This window comes from Actinokineospora alba, from assembly GCF_004362515.1.
GTDB lineage: Bacteria > Actinomycetota > Actinomycetes > Mycobacteriales > Pseudonocardiaceae > Actinokineospora > Actinokineospora alba.
In genome coordinates this window covers 5730509-5748202 of record NZ_SNXU01000001.1, presented here as the reverse complement: position 1 = coordinate 5748202, position 17694 = coordinate 5730509, and the positions used below count along the sequence as shown (strand labels likewise).

Genomic DNA, 17694 nt, shown 5'->3' with positions numbered 1-17694 from the left:
TTTTGCCCGCGCAGCCCAACGAACCCCTGGGTAGGAACATGTCTGAACAACCGCGCCCCGTCGCCGTGATCGTCGACGGGTACACCTCGGGCAACCACCTGCCCCCCGCGTTCGCGCGGGCGGGTGCGGACGTGGTGCACGTGCAGAGCAGCCTCGAGCTGATGACCTCGATGATGCTGCCGGATCTGACCGCGTACCGGGCCAACATCGCCCGCGCGACACCGGAGGAGGCCGCGGCCGAACTCGCCAAGTACTCCCCGGTGGCGGTCGTCACCGGCCAGGAGCCCGGTGTCGAGTGGACCGACCGGCTCAACGAGCTGCTCGGCCTGCCCGGCAACGCGAGCGCGGGATCCAAGGCCCGGCGCGACAAGTACGAGATGATCGAGGCCCTGCGCCGGGCGGGCGTTCGGTGCGCCGACCAGTTCAAGAGCGACGACGCCGAGGAGATCGTGGCCTGGGCCGAGCGCCGCGCGGACTACCCGGTCGTGGTCAAGCCGCTCGCGTCGGCGGCCACCGACGGCGTCGCCATCTGCACCTCGCCGCAACAGGTTCGCAAGGCCGCGGAACAGGTGCTGGGCTCGGCGACCATTTTCGAGGACGCCAACCGCGAAGTGCTCGTCCAGTCCTATCTGGCCGGTGACGAGTACTCAGTGGACATGGTGTCCCTGGGTGGTCGGCGCTACACGAGCGCGGTCTGGAAGTACCGCAAGCGACTCGTGGGCGTGCACAACATCTATGACCGCGACGACATCCAGGACCCGGCGTCGCCGCAGGTCGCGGAGCTGATCGCGTATACGTCCGCGGCGCTCGACGCGCTCGGGATCGACCACGGTCCCACGCATGCCGAGGTGATCCTCACCGCGCAGGGCCCCACTCTTGTCGAGGTCGGCGCCCGGATGACCGGCGGTGTCGTGCCCGCGTACAACGACGCGTGCCTCGGCGCGAACCAGGCGGACCTCACCGCGCTGGCGGCCGTGCGCCCGACGGAATTCCTTGAGCGCTATGCGAACCGCACCTACGAGCGGTTGCTGCACGGGTGCATGGTGATCACCCCGACCGAGCTTGACGGAGTCATCGAGAGCATCGATGAGGACGTCGTCGCGGAGATCAACTCCCTACCATCGGTGCTTCACCTGCGGGTCAAGCTCAAGCCGGGCGGGCGGATCAAACCGACGGTCGACCTCTACACCAGCACCCTGGCGGTGCACCTGGGGCATGAATCGGCTGAGCGACTGGAGCGCGACTACGAGCGCGTGCAGGAACTCAAAGACCGCGTATACCGGCTGATCCCGCATGAGCACGGAGAACTCGAGCATGACCACTGAAAGCGAAGCGGGTCGCCTGCTGCTGGTCGGCGGGGCGGGTGACATGTCGCTGAGCGTGGACGTCGCGATCGCGGCGCTGCGTCAGGCGAACGACCGCGGCCTCAGCACGCACGTCACCAACCAGGAGGCCACCCTGGCGGCCACCCCGTCGGTCGCGGCGGCCGCGGACGGAGCGTCCTGTGTGGACCACGTGGACCCCGGCGCGGTCGCGCGGTGGGCCCGCGAACAGGCAGGAGGGTTCGCCCTCGTCTTCGGTGTGCGGGAGATGGCCCAGGTCGCGGTCGCCGAGGCGGCCGAGGTGCTTGGGCTGCCGGGCAACTCCCCGCACGCGGTGCGGAGGATCCGGACCAAGGACGCGTGCCGGGCCGCGCTCACCGCGGCCGGTTTCGCCCAGCCCGCGGTGCGCCTGTGTACGGCATTGGCCGACGCCGAGGAGTTCGCCCGCGGCACCACCGGGCCGTGGGTGGTCAAGCCACGCGACGGGTCGGGCAGCGAAGGCGTCCGCAAGGTGTCCACAATGGACGAGCTGGCGGCCGCGGTGGCCGCGCAGCCGAACCCGGCGGAGTTCCTGATCGAGGAGTTCGTCGAGGGCCCCGAGTTCAGTGTCGAGGGCGTGTTCCTCGGCGGCCTGCCCACCGTGCTGGCCATCACCGCCAAGGAGAAGCTGCCGCCGCCGCACTTCGTGGAGATCGGCCACGTCCTGCCCGCCGACCTCCCCGAGGACGACAGCGCACGCGTGGAGCGGGAGGTGCTCGAGGCGTTGAAGGCGCTGGAGCTGCGCTTCGGGCTCTTCCACGTCGAGCTGTGGCTGACCACGCGCGGCGTGGTCATCGGCGAGGTGCACGTGCGCGTCGGCGGCGGCTGGATCCACCGCATGCTCGAACACGCCATTCCCGGGATCGAGCTCTACGGCCTGGTCTACGACGACGCCCTCGGCACCGCCGGCCCCGGCCCGCGCACCCCGGTACGCGCGGCGGCGTCCCGCTACTTCGCCCCGCCGCCGGGCCGCGTGCTCGGCATCACCGGCTGGGACGAGGTCCGGGCCCACCCCGCGGTGGTCTACGCGGAACTCGCCGTCGGCGAGGGCGACGTGATCAACGAATTCCGCGACGGGGAGGACCGGGTCGGCGCGATCGTCGTCGGCGCCGACACCCCGGCCGCCGCGCGCGCCCTGGCCGCGGAGCTGGCGGCCTCGGTCGAGTTCACCGTGGCCCCACCGGTCACCGCGCAACGGAGGGACCAGGCATGACGAGCACTTCCCTGGCCGACGGCGCCATCACGGTCGCCGTGGAGCCGCTGCGGCTGCCGCGCTCCTTCGAGATCTCGCACATGACCATCGAGACGGTCGACATCATCCGGCTCACCGTGGGCGACACCGGCGACGGGCACACCGGCGACGGCGAGATCGCCGCCGACTTCGGCTACGGCCAGGACGCCAGGGTGATCGCCGAGGAGGCGTCGGCGATGGCGGCCGCCGTGTCCGAGCGCGGGCCGCTGCGGCCCGACCGGCTCTTCACCGCGCTACTCGACGCGGGCGAGTCGGTGTCCGGACCGGCCAGGATGCTGGTCGAGATGGCGTTCCTCGACCGGGCCGCCCGCCGCGCGGGCGTGCCGGTGTGGCGGCTGCTCGACCTGCCCGAGCCGGGGGAGGTGCGGCTGCTGCACACCGTCCCCATCGGCGAGGACATCCCGGCGGGCGTCCGGCCGGTCAAGATCAAACTCGGCGGTCCGGACGACGACGAGGTGCTGCGCGGCCTGGTCGGCGTGCCCGGCCCGGTCATCCTCGACGTCAACCGCGGCTGGGGACCGGCGGACTGGGCGCGGCTGCGCGAGCTGGTCGCCGAGATCGCCCCCGCCGTGCTGGAGGACCCGGTCCACGACCGTGACCTGCTCGCCGAGGTCCGCGCCGCGCTCCCCGGCACCGCGGTGATCCTGGACGAGGGTGTCAACACCGTCGCCGACGTCGAGGCCGCCGTGGCGGTCGCGGACGGCGCGAACACCAAGCTCATGCGGTTGGGCGGGCTCCTGCCCGGCCGACGGGTCCTCACCGACCTGGGCGCGCGGGGCGCGACCCGGATGCTCGGCTGCTTCCTGGAGCCGCCGCGTGCCATCGCCTACGCCGCGCAGCTCGCGGGCCTGTGCGAGTGGACCGACCTCGACGGGCACTTCTGGCTCACCGGCGACGAGTCGGTCATGTCCTACCGGCTCGACAGCTCGAAACCTGGCGTGCCGCGCATCGCCTACTGACCGCGCCGCGCCCCCTGATCCAGCCCGCACCACCGGCGGGCGGCTTTGCCGACACCGAAAAGGAACACCGGACCGATGGACCATGTCCGCAGCACGGCCCCGTACGGCACGTGGCCCTCTCCCGTCGACGCCGACAGCGTCGCGGCGGGGGAGGCGCTGCTGGAATGGGTGGGCTTCGTCGGCGACGAGGTGTGGTGGACCGAGGTCCGCCCGGAGGACGGCGGGCGCAACGCGCTCATGCGCCACACCGGCGCGGGCGTCGTCGACGCGCTGCCCGGCTGGGACGTGCGCAGCCGGGTGATCGAGTACGGCGGCAGGCCCTGGGGCCCGACCGGCGACGGGATCGTGTTCACCCACTACGCCGACCAGCGCGTGTACCGCTGGCGGCCCGGCGCCGAACCGGAGCCGCTGAGCCCCGAGAGCGACGAGATCTCCCTGCGCTACGCGGACTTCGCCGTTCGCGGCGCGGAGGTGTGGTGCCTGCGGGAGACGGTGTTCGACCCGGAGAGCACCAAGGTCATCCGGCACCTGGTGGCGCTGCCGCTCGACGGGTCCGCGGCCGCGGACCCCGACGCCGTGCGGGTCCTCGCCGCGACCCACGACTTCATGACCGGGCCGAAGGTGGAGCCCGGCGGCGACCGGGTCGCCTGGCTCGGCTGGGACCACCCGGCGATGCCGTGGGACGGCACCGCGCTGATGGTCGCCGACATCAGGCCTGACGGGACGCTCGGCGAGCCCCGGCAGGTGCTCGGTGGCGAGCGCGAGTCGGTGACCCAGGTGGACTGGGGCACCGGTGGCGGAACCCTTTACGCGCTCAGTGATCCCGACGGCTGGTGGAACCTGCAGACCGTCCACATCGGACCCGGCACGGAGAGCCGTTCACTGTGCTCGCGGCCCGAGGAGTTCGGCGAAGCGCTGTGGCGGATCGGACTGCGGTGGTCGCTGCCCCTGGCCGACGGCACGGTCGCGGTCATTCACGGCACGAGCGGCCGCGATCTCGGTGTGCTGGGCGCGGACGGGTCGCTGCGCGACATCGCCTCGCCGTACACCGAGTGGGCCTACCCGGCCACCGATGGCACCCGAGTCGCCGTGGTGGCGGCGGGTCCGCGGCACCGGCGGGCGGTCGTCCTGGTCGATCTCGCCGAGGGCACCACCAAGGTGCTGCGCCCGCCGACCGGGTCCCACGACGAGTTCACCGCGGTCCCCACGCACCGGACCGACCGCGGGCCCGATGGCTCCGACGTGCATTCGCACGTCTACCCGCCGACGAACCCCGACTTCGTCGCGCCCGCGGGGGAACTGCCGCCCTATGTGGTGTTCGTGCACGGCGGGCCGACCAGCCGCAGCCACCGGATCCGCAACCAGGAGATCACCTACTTCACCAGCCGCGGCATCGGCGTGGTCGACGTGCAGTACCGGGGGTCCACCGGCTTCGGCCGCGCCTACCGTGAGGGGCTGCGCGGCACCTGGGGCGTGGTCGACGTCGCCGACTGCGCGACCGTCGCCCGTGCTCTCGTCGCAGATGGGGTCGCCGCGGCGAACCGGATCGCCATCCGCGGCGGCAGCGCGGGCGGGTGGACCGCGGCGGTGTCGCTGACCACCGAGCCAACCCTGTACCGCGCGGCCGCCATCTACTACCCGGTGCTCGACCTCGAGGGCTGGCGCACCCGCGGCACCCACGATTTCGAGTCCCGCTACCTCGACGGGCTTGTGGGCCCGTGGCCCGACCGGCGCGCGGTGTACCGCGACCGCTCACCGGTGCACCATGTCGACCGCATCACCGCCCCTTTCGTGCTGTTCCAAGGGCTCGACGACACGGTGTGCCCGCCCGCGCAGGCCGAACGGCTGCTGGCCGGGCTCGCCGGAAGCAGTGACTCGGCCCGCGCAGTCGAGCACGAATACCTGACCTTCGAAGGCGAAGGACACGGCTTCCGCCGCGCCGACACCATCGCCCGCTGTCTGCGGGCGGAGATGCACCTCTACGGCCGAGCCCTCGGGTTCGCGCCCGCCGAAGACTTATGAGCGCGTGGCCGCCGCGGCGGCGCACGCGATCGGAAGGAGCCGAGAATGCCGTTACGGGAGATCTCCACGGGACCTAAGGGTCTGGACTCCGTGCTACAACTCAGCTTCGACCGGTTGGAGCCGAACGTCCGCCGTGGATTGAAGAAGCTGTGCAAGCTGGACAACTACCACGGGCTGCTCGCCGTGTTGTTCGAGTTCACGCTGGTCGCGGCGGCCGTGACTCTGTGCGTCGGAGTGTCCTACTGGTTCTACCCGGTGGCGCTGCTCGCGATCGGGTCGACGCACCGGTTCCTGGCTCACCTGCTGCACGAGTCGTCGCACAAGACGTTCGCGCGCAACCCGATCCTGAACGTGATCGGTGGCACTGTCCTGAGTGGATACCTGGTGTTCCACCTGCAGGGCCCCTACCGCAACACCCATGTCGGGCTGCACCACCGCAATCTGGGCGACCCCGAGAACGACCCGGACTACCGCTTCCACATCGAGTGCGGGCTCTACGACGAGAGCAAGTCGAGTCGGGCGTTCGTGGTGCGCGAGGTGTTCCTCTCCGCCATCGGCCTGCGCACCTTCTCCTACCTGGGCTACCTGTTCCGTGACCGGTTCTGGTCGGACTCGTCGGTGCCCCAGGTGTCCACCCCGGTGCCGCTCAAGATCGAGCGGCTGATCCTGCTCGCCCAGTGGGCGCTGATCATCGGCCTGTGCGCCTGGTTCGGCGCGCTGCCGGAGCTGCTGCTGTTCTGGTTCGTCCCGCTGTGCACGGTCAACGTCGCGATCGGCTGGCTCTCGGAACTGGCCGAGCACTACCCGCTGCCCGAGGGCGAGTCCAAGCGGGTGCTGCTGACCCGCAACCGGCACGGCAGGCTCTGGGAGCGATTCCTGCTGAGCAGGCACAACGACCGCTTCCACCTGGTGCACCACCTCAACACCGGGGTGCCGTTCTGGAACCTGCGCCGGGCGCACGAGGTGCTGCTCGGCGACCCCGCCTACGCGCGGTGGGACGGCATGTGGGCCGGGGTGTTCAGCGTCCCCGCGTCGCGGCGGGGCAAGGAGACGGTGATCAGCTACGCCGCGAAGTACCGGGAGTGGCGGCAGGCGGGCGGCGTACCGGGGACGGGCCCGAGCTTCGCCACCCTGATGATGATCACCGCCGAGGCGGAGGCGCGGGAGTCCGAGGTGATCGACGGGTTCGATGTGATCGACGATCGGAAGGCGGCTTGATGTCTCAGTCCACAGTAAACCCAGCAGGCATACCAGTCCTCGGGGCCCGCGCGTTGCGCACCTTGGCGGCCGATCCCGCCTGCCGCACGGCGTTCGCCGAACCCGACTCGCTGCTGCGCACCCTGCTCGCCCCCGCCGCCCGCCGCTACGTCGCCGCGGCGAACGCCGACGAGGTGCTCGACTGCGCCGCCACCCTGCGGGCCAAGGACTACCAGGTGTCGGTCGAGGCGGTCGGCGAGGAGATCAACGACCCGGGTGAGGTCGAGGATGTCGTCACCGGCTACCTCGACCTGCTGCGGCGCTCGACGATGCCCCTGCAACTCGGCTTCGACCTGTCCGCCGTCGGGCTGCTGCTCTCCACGGAACTCGCGTTGGAGAACACCGCCCGCGTCCTCACCGCCGCCGCCGCGCACGGCAGCGACGTCGTGATCAGCATGGAACGCTCCGAGTTCGTCGACGACGTCCTCGGCGTGTTCACCAAACTCGCCGAGCACCACACCAACGTCGGCATCACCGTTCAGGCCTACCTGCACCGCACCGTCGACGACCTGCCCGCCATCCTGGCCACCGGCGCGAAGATCCGACTGGTCAAGGGCGTCTACGTCGAACCCGCCGACATCGCGCTGGGGCGTGGCACCGACCTCCACACGCGCTACCTCGACCTGGCCCAGCAAGCCATCGACGCGGGCGCCCGCGTCGCGCTCGCCACCCAGAACGCGGCCCTGCTCAACCGGGCCGCCAAGGCCGGGGTGCTGGCGGGGGCCGCCGAGATCGAGATGTTGCACGGCGTCCGCCCCGAACTGCTGCGCGCGCACCACGAAGCGGGCCACACTTGCCGCGTCTACCTGACCTACGGCGAGAACTGGTGGCTGCACCTGCTGCACCGCCTCGCGGAACGCCCGCTCAACGTGATCACCGCGCTGGCCGACCTTGCCGACCCGGACCGGGTCGTCTTCGGCGCGGACTACTAGCACCGAACAGCCGCCGAAACCCTCGGCGTCGGACACCTAGGGGCACACCCAGCCCCGGGAAAGGCTCTCGATGATCCACCTGAACACCGCGGGCGCGGGCCTGATGCCCGAGTCGGTCGCCACCGCCATGATCGAGTGCGTGCGCCGCGAGGTCGAACACGGCGCCTACGAGACCGAGCTGCACTACGACAAGATCCTCCAGCAGGAGGTCTACGAGCGGATCGCCGCGCTGGTCAACGCGCCGGTCGAGGACATCGCGTTCTTCGACAGCGCCACCCGCGCGTGGTGCGCTGTGGTGTGCAGGCTCGACCTCAAGGCGGGCGAGAAGGTCTGGGTGACGCCGTATGAGTACGCGGGCAACCTGATCTCGCTGCTGGCGCTGCGCGACCGCACCGGGTGCGTCATCGAGACCATCCCGACCACCGGCACCGGTGACCTGGACCTGGAGTGGATCGCGGCGAACATCAGCGACGACGTCGCGTTCGTCTCCCTCACCTACATCCCGTCGGGCTGCGGCATCGTCAACCCGGTCGCCGAGATCGGCCGGATCCTCGCGCCCTACCGCGCGTTCTACGCCGTCGACGCCTGCCAGGCGATCGGCCAGGTCAACGTCGACGTCGCCGAGATCGGCTGCCACCTGCTCAGCGGCGCGGGCCGCAAGTTCCTGCGCGGCCCGCGCGGCACCGGCTTCGCCTATGTGGCTCCCGAACTGAGGGCCACGCTCATCACCGACACCCACGACCTGCACGTGGCCCGAGTGGTCTCGCCGACCGAGTACGTCGTGGAGGACACCAGCGCCCGCGGGCTCGAACTGGCCGAGCGCACCACAGCCGCGGTGCTCGGATTCAACGCCGCCCTCATCCACTTCGACTCGGTCGACGCCTTCGCCCAGCACGAGGTGTTCCAGGCGCTGCGCTCCACCCTGGCCGAACTGCCCGTCGAGCTGATCGAGCCGGGCACCCGGCACTCCGGCATCGTCTCGTTCCGGCACGCGAGCATCCCCGCCGAGCAGATCCGCGACGAACTCGGCGCCCGGGGGATCAACGGGTGGAAGATCCGGGGCGACCACACGCCGATCTTCATGGCCGAGCGCGGTATCGACACCGCTGTCCGGCTGTCGGTGCACTACTACACCAGCCTCGACGACGTGGCCGCCGCGGGCCGCGCGCTCAGGGAGATCCTGGGCGCCTGACGTAGTGGTCGACGCCCGCGCTAGGCACGGGCCAGCCGCAGGGTGACGATCTCGAACGGCCGCAGCCGCAACTCGACGACGTCGCCGTCCAGTTCGCACGCCTGCCCGTCGAGCGGTCGTTCGAGCAGGTCGCACCGGTGGGCGCCCGCGACGGCGAAGCCGGCCTCGAGGCGGACCTCCGCCCGCCCGCCGAGTGACTCGTAACAGCGGACTACCACGTCGCCGGACGCGTCGTCGGCGAGCTTGACCGCGCTCAGGACGACCGCTTCATTGTCCACAGTGACCAGCGGCGCCACGTCGGCGCTGCCCGGCACGCGCCGCTCGGGAACGTTGACGCGGTAGCCCTCCCGGACCGCGTCGCCGATGGTCGCGCCGGGGATGAGCGCGTGGCGGAAGCGGTGCACGCCCTGGTCGGTGTGCGGGTCGGGGAACCGCGGCGCGCGCAGCAGCGACGCGCGCACGGTGGTGGTCGTCCCGGCGTCGGGTCGCACCGTGCGGGTGACGTCGTGACCGTAGGTGGAGTCGTTGACCAGTGCCACGCCCCAGCCCGGTTCCTCGAAGTGCACGAACCGGTGGTTGCACGCCTCGAACTTGGCCGCTTCCCAGCTCGTGTTGGTGTGCGTGGGCCGGTACAGGTGCCCGAACTGGGTCTCGGCGGCGTACCGGTCGGCGTGGAGGTCGAGGGGGAAGGCCGCCTTGAGGAACTTCTCCGTCTCCCGCCAGTCGACCTCGGTGTCGAGGTCGAGCCGCTTGACGCCTGCCGTGAGCCTGATGAGCTGGGTGACTGTGGAGGAGCCGAACGACCGCACGACCCGCACCGCCACCGTGTCGGCACCCTCATCGATCACGGCCACGACATCGACGTCCGTGAGGTCGGTGACCGTGTTGCGGTAGAACTGGTCGACGTCCCAGGCGTCCCACATGTTCGGGAAGTCGCTGTGCAGCTGCAGCAGGTTGGCGGCCTGCCCAGGGGCGACGGTCTCCCGCCGCGCGGCCAGGTCGTAAGCCGAGACGATCAGGCCGCGCTCGTCGACGTCCACGCGCAGCAGGCCGTTGTCGAGCCGGTAGCCACCCTCGGGCCGCGGACCCACCGAGCACCCACCTGCGCCGGGCTCGATGAGCGCCGCGCCGCCCGCGGGGGTCTGCCCGCGCTGGTGCGGGGCGGCGTTGAACGCCACCTCGCCGCCATCCGACGGGCCGGCGAGGGCGCGTTGGGCGGCGGTGATGATGCCGTTGAGTTCCTCGGCGACCCGGGCGTAGGTCTGCTCCGCCTCGCGGTGCACCCAGGCGATGGACGAGCCGGGCAGGATGTCGTGGAACTGGTGCAGCAGCACGGTTTTCCAGATCCGGTCCAGCTGCTCGTGCGGGTACGGCGCGTCGTGGCGGACCGCCGCCGTGGCCGCCCACAGCTCCGCCTCGTACAGCAGGTGCTCGCTGCGCCGGTTGCCCTGCTTGGTCTTGGCCTGGCTCGTCAGCGTCGCGCGATGCAGCTCCAGGTACAGCTCACCGACCCAGACCGGCGGGTTCGGATACTCGGCCTCGGCCAAGGCGAAGAACTCCGCGGGTGTGCGCCACTCGACCATGGCCGAACCCTCGAGATCACGCATCCGGGAGGCCTTGGCGATCATCTCCCGCGTGGTCCCGCCGCCGCCGTCGCCCCACCCGGTGGGCGCCAGCGAGTGCCGGGCCACACCCTTGTCCTTGAAGTTGCGTGCCGCGTGGGCGATCTCGCGACCCAGCATCGAGCAGTTGTAGGTGTCCACGGGCGGGAAGTGGGTGAAGATCCGGGTGCCGTTGATGCCCTCCCACAGGAACGTGTGGTGCGGGAACTTGTTGATCTGACTCCACGAGATCTTCTGCGTGAGCAGCCATTTCGAGCCCGCGGCCTTGATGATCTGCGGCAGGCCCGCGGCGAAGCCGAAGGTGTCCGGCAGCCAGGCCTCGTCGTTCTCGACCCCGAACTCCTCGATGAAGAACCGCTTCCCGTGCACGAACTGGCGGGCCATCGCCTCCGACCCCGGCATGTTCGTGTCCGCCTCGACCCACATGCCGCCCGCCGGGACGAACCTGCCCTCCGCGACCGCCTTCTGGACCAGCGCGTAGACCTCGGGCCGGTGCTCCTTGATCCACGCGTACTGCTGGGCCTGGGACATGGTGTAGATGAAGTCGGACTCGTCGCGCAGCAGCGCGGTCATGTTGGCGGTCGTGCGCGCCACCTTGCGGACGGTCTCCCGCAGCGGCCACAGCCACGCCGAATCGATGTGCGCGTGCCCAACGGCGCTGAGGCGGTGCGCGGACGGCTCGGCGGGCGACGCCAGCACGTCGGTCAGCCGGTCGCGGGCCGCGGCCGCGGTGCCGTTCACGTCCTGCAGATCGATCGCGTCCAAGGCCCGTTCCACCGCGCGCAGGATGTTCCAGCGGCGCGCGCCCTCCACCGGGAGTTCCGCCATCAGCTCGCCGAGGACCTCGAGATCCTGGATCAGGTGCCACACCGTCTCGTCGAACACGGCGAGGTCCATCCGGGCGAGCTTGTACTGCGGCTCGGTCCCCGCCGTCTCGAGGTCGCCGAGGTCGGTGGGCAGGAACGGGTGGTAGTCGAGGATCACGGGGTTCGACGCGGCCTCGACGTGCAGGACGACCTCCTCGCCGCCGGCTGCGGGGGACCCGATCCGCACCCACTGGTTGCGCGGGTTGAGGCCCTTGACCGGTGTCCCGTCCGGGCGGTAGATGAGCCCTTCGCACTGGAAACCCGGCATGTTCTCGTCGAAGCCGAGGTCGAGCAGCGCCTCGACGGTCCGGCCCGCCCACTCGGCGGGGACCGTGCCGGTGACGGTGAACCAGCTCGTGCCCCACGGCGCTCCCCACCGAGCCCCGACCTCGATCGGCGTGCGCGGCGCGGCGATCCCCTCGGCCACTGGCACCGGCTCGCCCGGGGCGGTCCAGACCGACACGGTCAGCGGTGTGGACTCGGGGTAGACGGCGGGGCGGATCCGCTCGTCGAGCACCCGCTTGAGGCGGGACTCGACCAGCGAATGATCGTCGTGCATGGCAGGTCTCCCGGGTTGGGGCGAACAGGTCAGCGGGCGGTGATCCGGTCGACTCGGCCGGATCACCGCCCCCCACGAACTAGGCGTAGGTCTCGAACTCGTAGATCCGGGCCGCCGGGTCGCCGGCCTGGGTCGGTGTGGTGACGACCAGCCGAACGTACCGCGCGGTGACCGGGGTTATCTGGTGTGTCGTCGCGTTCGCCGTGTTGCCGGTGACCGTGACCCGCGTCGTCCACGTCGACCCGTCACCGGAGGTCTGGAGCTGGAACGCCCGCGTGTTGTAGCTCGCCGACTCACCGCCCGCGCCCGCGTGTCGGACGATGAATTTGCCGATCGACTTGCTCGCCCCGAGGTCGACCCGCAGCCACTTCGACGAGGCCAGCGAGCAGAACTTGTCGCTGTTGCCGCCCGACACGCTGCCGTTGACCGCCTTGGCCGGGCTCTCCGCGCTGTTGCACGAAGCCGATCCGGTCGCGGGCTTGTTCAAGGCGAGGTTCGCGCTCGGGGTCGCGGTCATGTACGACGTGATCAGCCCCGCCCATTCCCACGGCCGCGCCGTCCCACCGGGGTTGGAGATGAAGTACTCCCAGCCCGCCACGCCGCCGAACGTCGGGTACTTCTGGACCAGCGCGTTCACCGTGGTCTTCAACGTCGTGGTGACCTCGACGTAGCCCCCGCACAGCGACGAGTGGGTCAGCGAGCTGGTGACGACCTTGTCCGCGGGGAACACGCCCCGGTTGATGATCGCGTCGTAGCCGCTGGTGTTCGACAGCGATCCCCAGCCGCAGTAGAACTGGGCGTTGTACCAGTCGATCTTGCTGCCGCGGTCGCGGTGCAGCGACTCGTAGTTGAAGCCCGACAGGTTGCCGCCGCCGGACAGCGCCGACGCGACCGGGGCCAGGGTGATGATGAAGCCGTCGCCGAAGTCGGCGGTCAGCGCGTCGATCACCCGCTCGATGCCCGCCAGCGACATGTTCTCCTCGACATCGAGGTCGACACCGTCGAGGTCGTAGGTGGTGATGACGTTCTTCAGCCGCGGGTAGTAGGTGTCGAACTCGGTGTCGAGCCGCTGGAACGTGCCCTGCGCGGCGCCGCCGACCATCATCGACACGTGCACGCCCCTGGCCTGCATCGCGGCCAGGTCGGTCCACATCTGGGTGTAGCGGGGGTCGCCAGGCGGGTGGTCGTTGAGGTGCACGGTGCCGTCACCGTTGAGGTGCAGCGCGGCCACGAGCACATCGGTCACGCCGGTGTTGTTGTCCACCAACGGTTTCGGCGAGACATAGGTGTTGTTGTGGTACTGCGTCTGGTAGTACACGACAGTGCGCTTGGACGCCGCCGCCTGCTCCGCCGCGGCGGGCAGGGGGACCGCCGCGACCAGGGGCAAGGCGAGAGTCAAGGCTAAGAGCCGGGCAATCGTCGATTTCACAAGGACCTCCGAATCAGGTTGAGCGACACTGCTAACCCTTGATGGCGCCCTCCTCGACGCCACGGAAGAAGAACCTCTGCAGGGAAGCGAAAACGATGACGATCGGGATGAACGCGATCATCGTGCCCGCGGCGACCACCCGGGGGTTCGCCGTGAACGCGCTGTTCAGGTACTGCAGGCCCACCGTGAGGGTGTAGTTGTCCGGGTCGGTGAGCACGATGAGGGGCCACAGGAAGTCGTCCCACGCGCCGATGAACGCGAAGATCACCACGACGCTCAGCATGCCGCGCACACTGGGGAGTCCGATGTGGACCAGCCGCTGCCACGCGTTGGCGCCGTCGACGATCGCGGCCTCGTCGATCTCCTTCGGGATGGCCTGGAACGCAGCGCGCATGAGCAGCACGTTGAGCATGCCGATCGCACCGGGCAGGGCCACCCCGACCAGCGTGTCGGCCAGGCCCATCTCCCGGACGGTGACGTACTGGGAGATGATCGTGACCTCGCCCGGCAGCACCAGCGTGGCCAGGATGAGCCCGAGCACGAGCTTGCCGCCGCGGAATGCCAGCCGGGCCAGCGCGTAGCCCGCCAGCGTCGCGCCGATCGCGTTGCCCGCGATGGTCAGCAGCGCCACGATCAGCGAGTTGCCGATGTAGTCCCACACGGGGATGGTGTTCGCCACCTCGACGTAGTTGCCCCACGTCGGCTGCTCGGGCAGGAAACTCGGGGTGGTCGAGTAGATGTCCTCCCCGGCGCCCTTGAACGAGGTGCTGAGCTGCCACAGGAACGGGCCGACGGTGATCGGCAGGACCAGCGCGAGCAGCACGTAGCGCACGGCCTTCTCACGACGGGACATGCCGTTGAAGCCGACCGCCTGACGGCTCATGCGTCGGCTCCCTTTCGGTTGAGCCGCAACAGGAGCAGCATCGGGCCGATGGTGATGAAGAACAGCAGGATGCTCAGCGCCGAGGCGTAGCCCAGGTGGCCGTTGAACCCGCGGCCGTACATCTGGATCAGCATGACCACCGACATGTCCCGCCCGCCCGGCCCGCCAGTGCCGTTGGTGAGGATGTACAGCTCGGAGAACACCCGCAGCGCCGAGACCGTGATCAGCACGCTGATCAGCAGCATCGTGTTGCGCACCCCGGGCACGGTGATCGACCAGAAGCGGCGCACCGGCCCGGCCCCGTCGACCGCGGCGGCCTCGTACAGCTCGCGGCCGACATTGCCGAGCGCGGACAGGTAGATGATCATGTAGTAGCCGAGGCCCTTCCACACGGTCAGCCCGATGGCGCTGAAGATCAGCAGCCAGCGGTCGTTGAGGAAGCCGATCGGCCCGTCGACCAGCCCGAGCTGCTGGGCGAAGCCGTTGACCAGGCCGCGGTCCTCCAACAGCCAGGTCCAGATCAGCGCCACGACTACGGCCGAGGCGATGACCGGGGTGTAGAACGACGTCCGGAAGAAGGTGATGCCGGGCAGTTTCTTCTGCACCAGCACGGCGAGCAGCAGGGGCAGGAACGTCAGCAGCGGCAGACACACCAGCATGTAGAGGATGCTGTTGAGCAAGGCGTCGACCAGTTGGTCGTCGTCGAGCGCGCGGACGAAGTTGTCGGTGCCGACGAACTTGCCGCCGCCGAGCGGTTTGGCGTTGGTGAAAGACAGGACGACGGTGTTGACCGACGGCCAGAGGTTGAACACCAGCAGCCACACGACCGCGGGAAGCACGAGCAGCCAGGGCGTGAACCAGCGCTGGTTTCTCATCAGGGTCTCCTTGCTGGGGCGGACGGGCCGGGACCTGCCCGCCCGCCACAGCCGCCGGGTCAGCTCTTGAGCAGCTCGTCGCACTTCTTGACGGACCGGTCGAGTGCCTCCTTGGCCGGGATCTCACCGCTGATCGCCAGTGAGAACTGCTGCTTGATGTAGTCGCCCATCGCCTCGGTGACCAGCGGCGGCTGCAGCAGCTTGGCCTTGGCCAGCGCCTGGAACGCGATCACCTTGGCGTCACCGGCGTTGGTCCCGTCGCTCTGGCTGAATCGCGGGTCGGCGGCCGAGGCGGTGGTGCTCGGGAAGATGCCGGGCACCAGTTCGGCGAACGCGGCCTGGTTCTCGGGGCTGGTCACGAACCTGGCCAGGGCCAGCGCGGCGGGCAGGTTCTTGCTCGTGCGCGACACCGACAAACCCTGCACGTACAGCGGGGGAGTGCCGAACGCGGGCGAGGCGACGATCTTGGGGGCCAGCGTCGGGTTGTCCCGCTTGTAGTCGTTGATCGAGTTGCCGCCGCCGGTGGTCCAGGCGACCTGCTGCTTCTTGAACAGCTCGCTGTTGCCGAGGTACTTGTCGGTCAGCACGTCGCGCGGCAGCAGACCTTCGGCGAAGGCGGCCCGGTACTTGTCGAGCACCGCGGCGGCCTCGGGGGTGTTGAAGGTGAAGCGGGTGCCGTCGTCGGAGAGCAGCTTGACGCCCGCGTTGACCAGGTCGCCGAGCCCGGGCTTGCGGCTCATCAGGTACATCTGGCCGCCGGACTTCTCCTTCATCACCCTGGCCTGGGCGATCAGCTCGTCCAAAGTGGAGGGAAGGCGCTTCGGGTCGAGGCCGTTGCCTGCGAGCAGTTCGGAGTTCCAGTAGTGGACGTCGGTGTTGAGGTACCACGGATAGCCGTAGGCGCCCTGGTGCCCGGCGAACTCGTAGGCGGACACGCCGCCCGCGACGTAGTCGGACTTGAGCTTGTCGTCGGCCTTGGCCACATCGAGCAGGAGGTTCTGCTTCACCAACGGGAGGGCGAAGTCGGGCGGGAGGTTGACCACATCGGGCAGGTCGCCCGCGGCGGCCTGGGTGAGCACCTTCGCGGAATAGCCGTCACCCGGCTGGTCGAGCCACTTCACGGTGGTGCCCGGGTACTTCTTCTCGAACGCGTCGATCACGCCTTCGACGTACCCGGTGAACTTGGGCTTGAGCGCCCAGGTCTGCAGGCTCACCTCGCCCTTGACCTCGCCGCCGGTATCCCCGGTGGCGGCCGCGCCGTCGTCACCGCCGATGCCGCAGCCCGCCAGCATCACCACCGCGGCCGATAACGCCGCGATCCCGCCCAGCCTTGCGCGCATACCGTTCTCCCATGATCTCCGTGCGACGCCGAGATAAACCGGTCTAGTGCCGGACTATCCCGCCGGATAGAATCGGCTGTCAAGGGCCGAACGTGAGGAACAGGGGCGCCATGACCCGTCCGACCATCGCCGACATCGCCAGCCGCGCGGGGGTGTCCAAGGGCGCGGTTTCCTTCGCGCTCAACGGAAGGCCCGGGGTGAGCGAGGAGACCCGCGCGCGCATCCTGCGGATCGCCGACGAGCTGAACTGGCGCCCGCACAGCGTCGCCAGGGCACTGGGCGGGGCCCGGGCCGACACGGTCGGGCTGGTCATCGCGCGGCCCGCCAGGACGCTGGGCGTCGAGCCGTTCTTCGGGCAGCTGCTCTCCGGGCTGCAGGCGCGCCTGTCGGCCGACTCGATCGCGCTGCAGCTGCTCATCGTCGAGGACGTCGGCGCCGAGATCGAGATCTACCGGCGGTGGGCGTCGGAGCAGCGGGTCGACGGGCTGGTCCTGGTCGATCTGCAGACCAGGGATCCGCGGCTGGCCGTCGTGGAGGAACTGGGGATGCCCGCGGTCGTGGTCGGCGGACCGGCCAAGACGGGGAGTCTGTGCAGCGTGTGGGCCGACGACCGGGCGGCGATGATGACGCTGGTCGACTACCTCGCCGCGCTGGGCCACACCCGGATCGCGCACGTCGCGGGCAAACCCGAGTTCCGGCACACCCAGCGCCGCGCCCGGGCGCTGCGCGACGCGGCGGGCAGACTCGGCCTGGCCCAAGCGGTCTCGCTGCACACCGACTTCAGCGACACGGAGGGCGCGCGCACCACGCGCACGCTTCTGAGCAACAAGCAGCGGCCGACCGCGATCATCTACGACAGCGACCTGATGGCCGTGGCGGGCCTCGGCGTGGCGATGGAGATGGGGGTGGCCGTCCCGGGCGGGCTGTCGATCGCCTCGTTCGACGACTCGGTGCTCACCCGGCTCACCCACCCGGCGATCACCGCGCTCTCGCGCGACACCTACGCCTTCGGGATGCGCGCGGCGTCGGCGCTGCTCGACGTCATGGCCGACCCGAACGCCCCGCGCGACATCCAGACCGACACGCCCAGCCTCACCGTGCGGGAGAGCACGGCCCTCTTGGCAACGGCACCTAAATCGGTTTAG

Annotated in this window: 13 protein-coding genes; 8 read left to right on the top strand and 5 right to left on the bottom strand. The window is 70.1% G+C overall.

Annotated features, from left to right (window positions below):
* Positions 1 to 38 precede the first annotated feature (38 nt).
* The 7 genes from C8E96_RS26250 to C8E96_RS26220 all read left to right on the top strand — a co-directional run bounded on the left by C8E96_RS26250 (position 39) and on the right by C8E96_RS26220 (position 8975).
* Positions 39 to 1325 (top strand): ATP-grasp domain-containing protein, encoded by a 1287-nt coding sequence (locus C8E96_RS26250; RefSeq protein ID WP_091369594.1) that lies wholly within the window; start codon positions 39 to 41, stop codon positions 1323 to 1325.
* Positions 1315 to 2574 carry an ATP-grasp domain-containing protein gene (locus C8E96_RS26245; RefSeq protein WP_091369592.1) on the top strand — a complete coding sequence of 420 codons (1260 nt, stop codon included), beginning with the start codon at positions 1315 to 1317 and terminating at the stop codon, positions 2572 to 2574. Before C8E96_RS26250 ends, C8E96_RS26245 begins: the two co-directional genes overlap by 11 nt.
* Positions 2571 to 3572 (top strand): enolase C-terminal domain-like protein, encoded by a 1002-nt coding sequence (locus tag C8E96_RS26240; RefSeq protein WP_091369590.1) that lies wholly within the window; start codon positions 2571 to 2573, stop codon positions 3570 to 3572. The genes C8E96_RS26245 and C8E96_RS26240 overlap by 4 nt, the downstream gene beginning before the upstream one ends.
* A 75-nt stretch (positions 3573 to 3647) precedes the next feature.
* Positions 3648 to 5594, top strand: a complete 1947-nt coding sequence (locus C8E96_RS26235) for a S9 family peptidase (RefSeq protein WP_091369588.1) — start codon at positions 3648 to 3650, stop codon at positions 5592 to 5594.
* 45 nt (positions 5595 to 5639) lie between these two features.
* Complete coding sequence (locus C8E96_RS26230) at positions 5640 to 6812, top strand: fatty acid desaturase family protein (protein ID WP_228769631.1); 1173 nt, start codon at positions 5640 to 5642, stop codon at positions 6810 to 6812.
* A complete protein-coding gene (locus C8E96_RS26225) occupies positions 6812 to 7783 on the top strand; it encodes a proline dehydrogenase family protein (RefSeq protein ID WP_133794793.1) in 972 nt (323 codons plus the stop codon). Before C8E96_RS26230 ends, C8E96_RS26225 begins: the two co-directional genes overlap by 1 nt.
* Positions 7784 to 7853: 70 nt before the next feature.
* Positions 7854 to 8975 (top strand): aminotransferase class V-fold PLP-dependent enzyme, encoded by a 1122-nt coding sequence (locus C8E96_RS26220; RefSeq protein WP_091369584.1) that lies wholly within the window; start codon positions 7854 to 7856, stop codon positions 8973 to 8975.
* Positions 8976 to 8995: 20 nt separating this feature from the next.
* Here the strand turns inward: C8E96_RS26220 and C8E96_RS26215 are convergent, their stop codons facing one another.
* The 5 genes from C8E96_RS26215 to C8E96_RS26195 all read right to left on the bottom strand — a co-directional run bounded on the left by C8E96_RS26215 (position 8996) and on the right by C8E96_RS26195 (position 16549).
* Complete coding sequence (locus C8E96_RS26215) at positions 8996 to 12022, bottom strand: alpha-mannosidase (protein WP_091369583.1); 3027 nt, start codon at positions 12020 to 12022, stop codon at positions 8996 to 8998.
* Positions 12023 to 12101: 79 nt separating this feature from the next.
* The gene (locus C8E96_RS26210) at positions 12102 to 13451 is read right to left on the bottom strand and encodes a discoidin domain-containing protein (RefSeq protein WP_091369581.1); all 1350 of its coding nucleotides are present in this window, start codon (positions 13449 to 13451) and stop codon (positions 12102 to 12104) included.
* A gap of 31 nt (positions 13452 to 13482) precedes the next feature.
* Positions 13483 to 14334: a carbohydrate ABC transporter permease gene (locus C8E96_RS26205; protein ID WP_228769630.1), complete on the bottom strand. Its 852-nt coding sequence runs from the start codon at positions 14332 to 14334 to the stop codon at positions 13483 to 13485.
* Positions 14331 to 15209 (bottom strand): carbohydrate ABC transporter permease, encoded by an 879-nt coding sequence (locus C8E96_RS26200; RefSeq protein WP_091369579.1) that lies wholly within the window; start codon positions 15207 to 15209, stop codon positions 14331 to 14333. The genes C8E96_RS26205 and C8E96_RS26200 overlap by 4 nt, the downstream gene beginning before the upstream one ends.
* 59 nt (positions 15210 to 15268) lie before the next feature.
* A complete protein-coding gene (locus tag C8E96_RS26195) occupies positions 15269 to 16549 on the bottom strand; it encodes an ABC transporter substrate-binding protein (protein WP_091369576.1) in 1281 nt (426 codons plus the stop codon).
* Between the two features lie 110 nt (positions 16550 to 16659).
* Between C8E96_RS26195 and C8E96_RS26190 the strand changes: the two genes are divergently transcribed.
* Complete coding sequence (locus C8E96_RS26190) at positions 16660 to 17694, top strand: LacI family DNA-binding transcriptional regulator (RefSeq protein ID WP_091369574.1); 1035 nt, start codon at positions 16660 to 16662, stop codon at positions 17692 to 17694.

Bases quoted from the DNA above. Each gene is read 5' to 3' on its own strand.
- C8E96_RS26250 (WP_091369594.1), top strand. From the start codon at position 39: ATGTCTGAACAACCGCGCCCCGTCGCCGTGATCGTCGACGGGTACACC.
- C8E96_RS26245 (WP_091369592.1), top strand. From the start codon at position 1,315: ATGACCACTGAAAGCGAAGCGGGTCGCCTGCTGCTGGTCGGCGGGGCG.
- C8E96_RS26240 (WP_091369590.1), top strand. From the start codon at position 2,571: ATGACGAGCACTTCCCTGGCCGACGGCGCCATCACGGTCGCCGTGGAG.
- C8E96_RS26235 (WP_091369588.1), top strand. From the start codon at position 3,648: ATGGACCATGTCCGCAGCACGGCCCCGTACGGCACGTGGCCCTCTCCC.
- C8E96_RS26230 (WP_228769631.1), top strand. From the start codon at position 5,640: ATGCCGTTACGGGAGATCTCCACGGGACCTAAGGGTCTGGACTCCGTG.
- C8E96_RS26225 (WP_133794793.1), top strand. From the start codon at position 6,812: ATGTCTCAGTCCACAGTAAACCCAGCAGGCATACCAGTCCTCGGGGCC.
- C8E96_RS26220 (WP_091369584.1), top strand. From the start codon at position 7,854: ATGATCCACCTGAACACCGCGGGCGCGGGCCTGATGCCCGAGTCGGTC.
- C8E96_RS26215 (WP_091369583.1), bottom strand. From the start codon at position 12,022: ATGCACGACGATCATTCGCTGGTCGAGTCCCGCCTCAAGCGGGTGCTC.
- C8E96_RS26205 (WP_228769630.1), bottom strand. From the start codon at position 14,334: ATGAGCCGTCAGGCGGTCGGCTTCAACGGCATGTCCCGTCGTGAGAAG.
- C8E96_RS26200 (WP_091369579.1), bottom strand. From the start codon at position 15,209: ATGAGAAACCAGCGCTGGTTCACGCCCTGGCTGCTCGTGCTTCCCGCG.
- C8E96_RS26195 (WP_091369576.1), bottom strand. From the start codon at position 16,549: ATGCGCGCAAGGCTGGGCGGGATCGCGGCGTTATCGGCCGCGGTGGTG.
- C8E96_RS26190 (WP_091369574.1), top strand. From the start codon at position 16,660: ATGACCCGTCCGACCATCGCCGACATCGCCAGCCGCGCGGGGGTGTCC.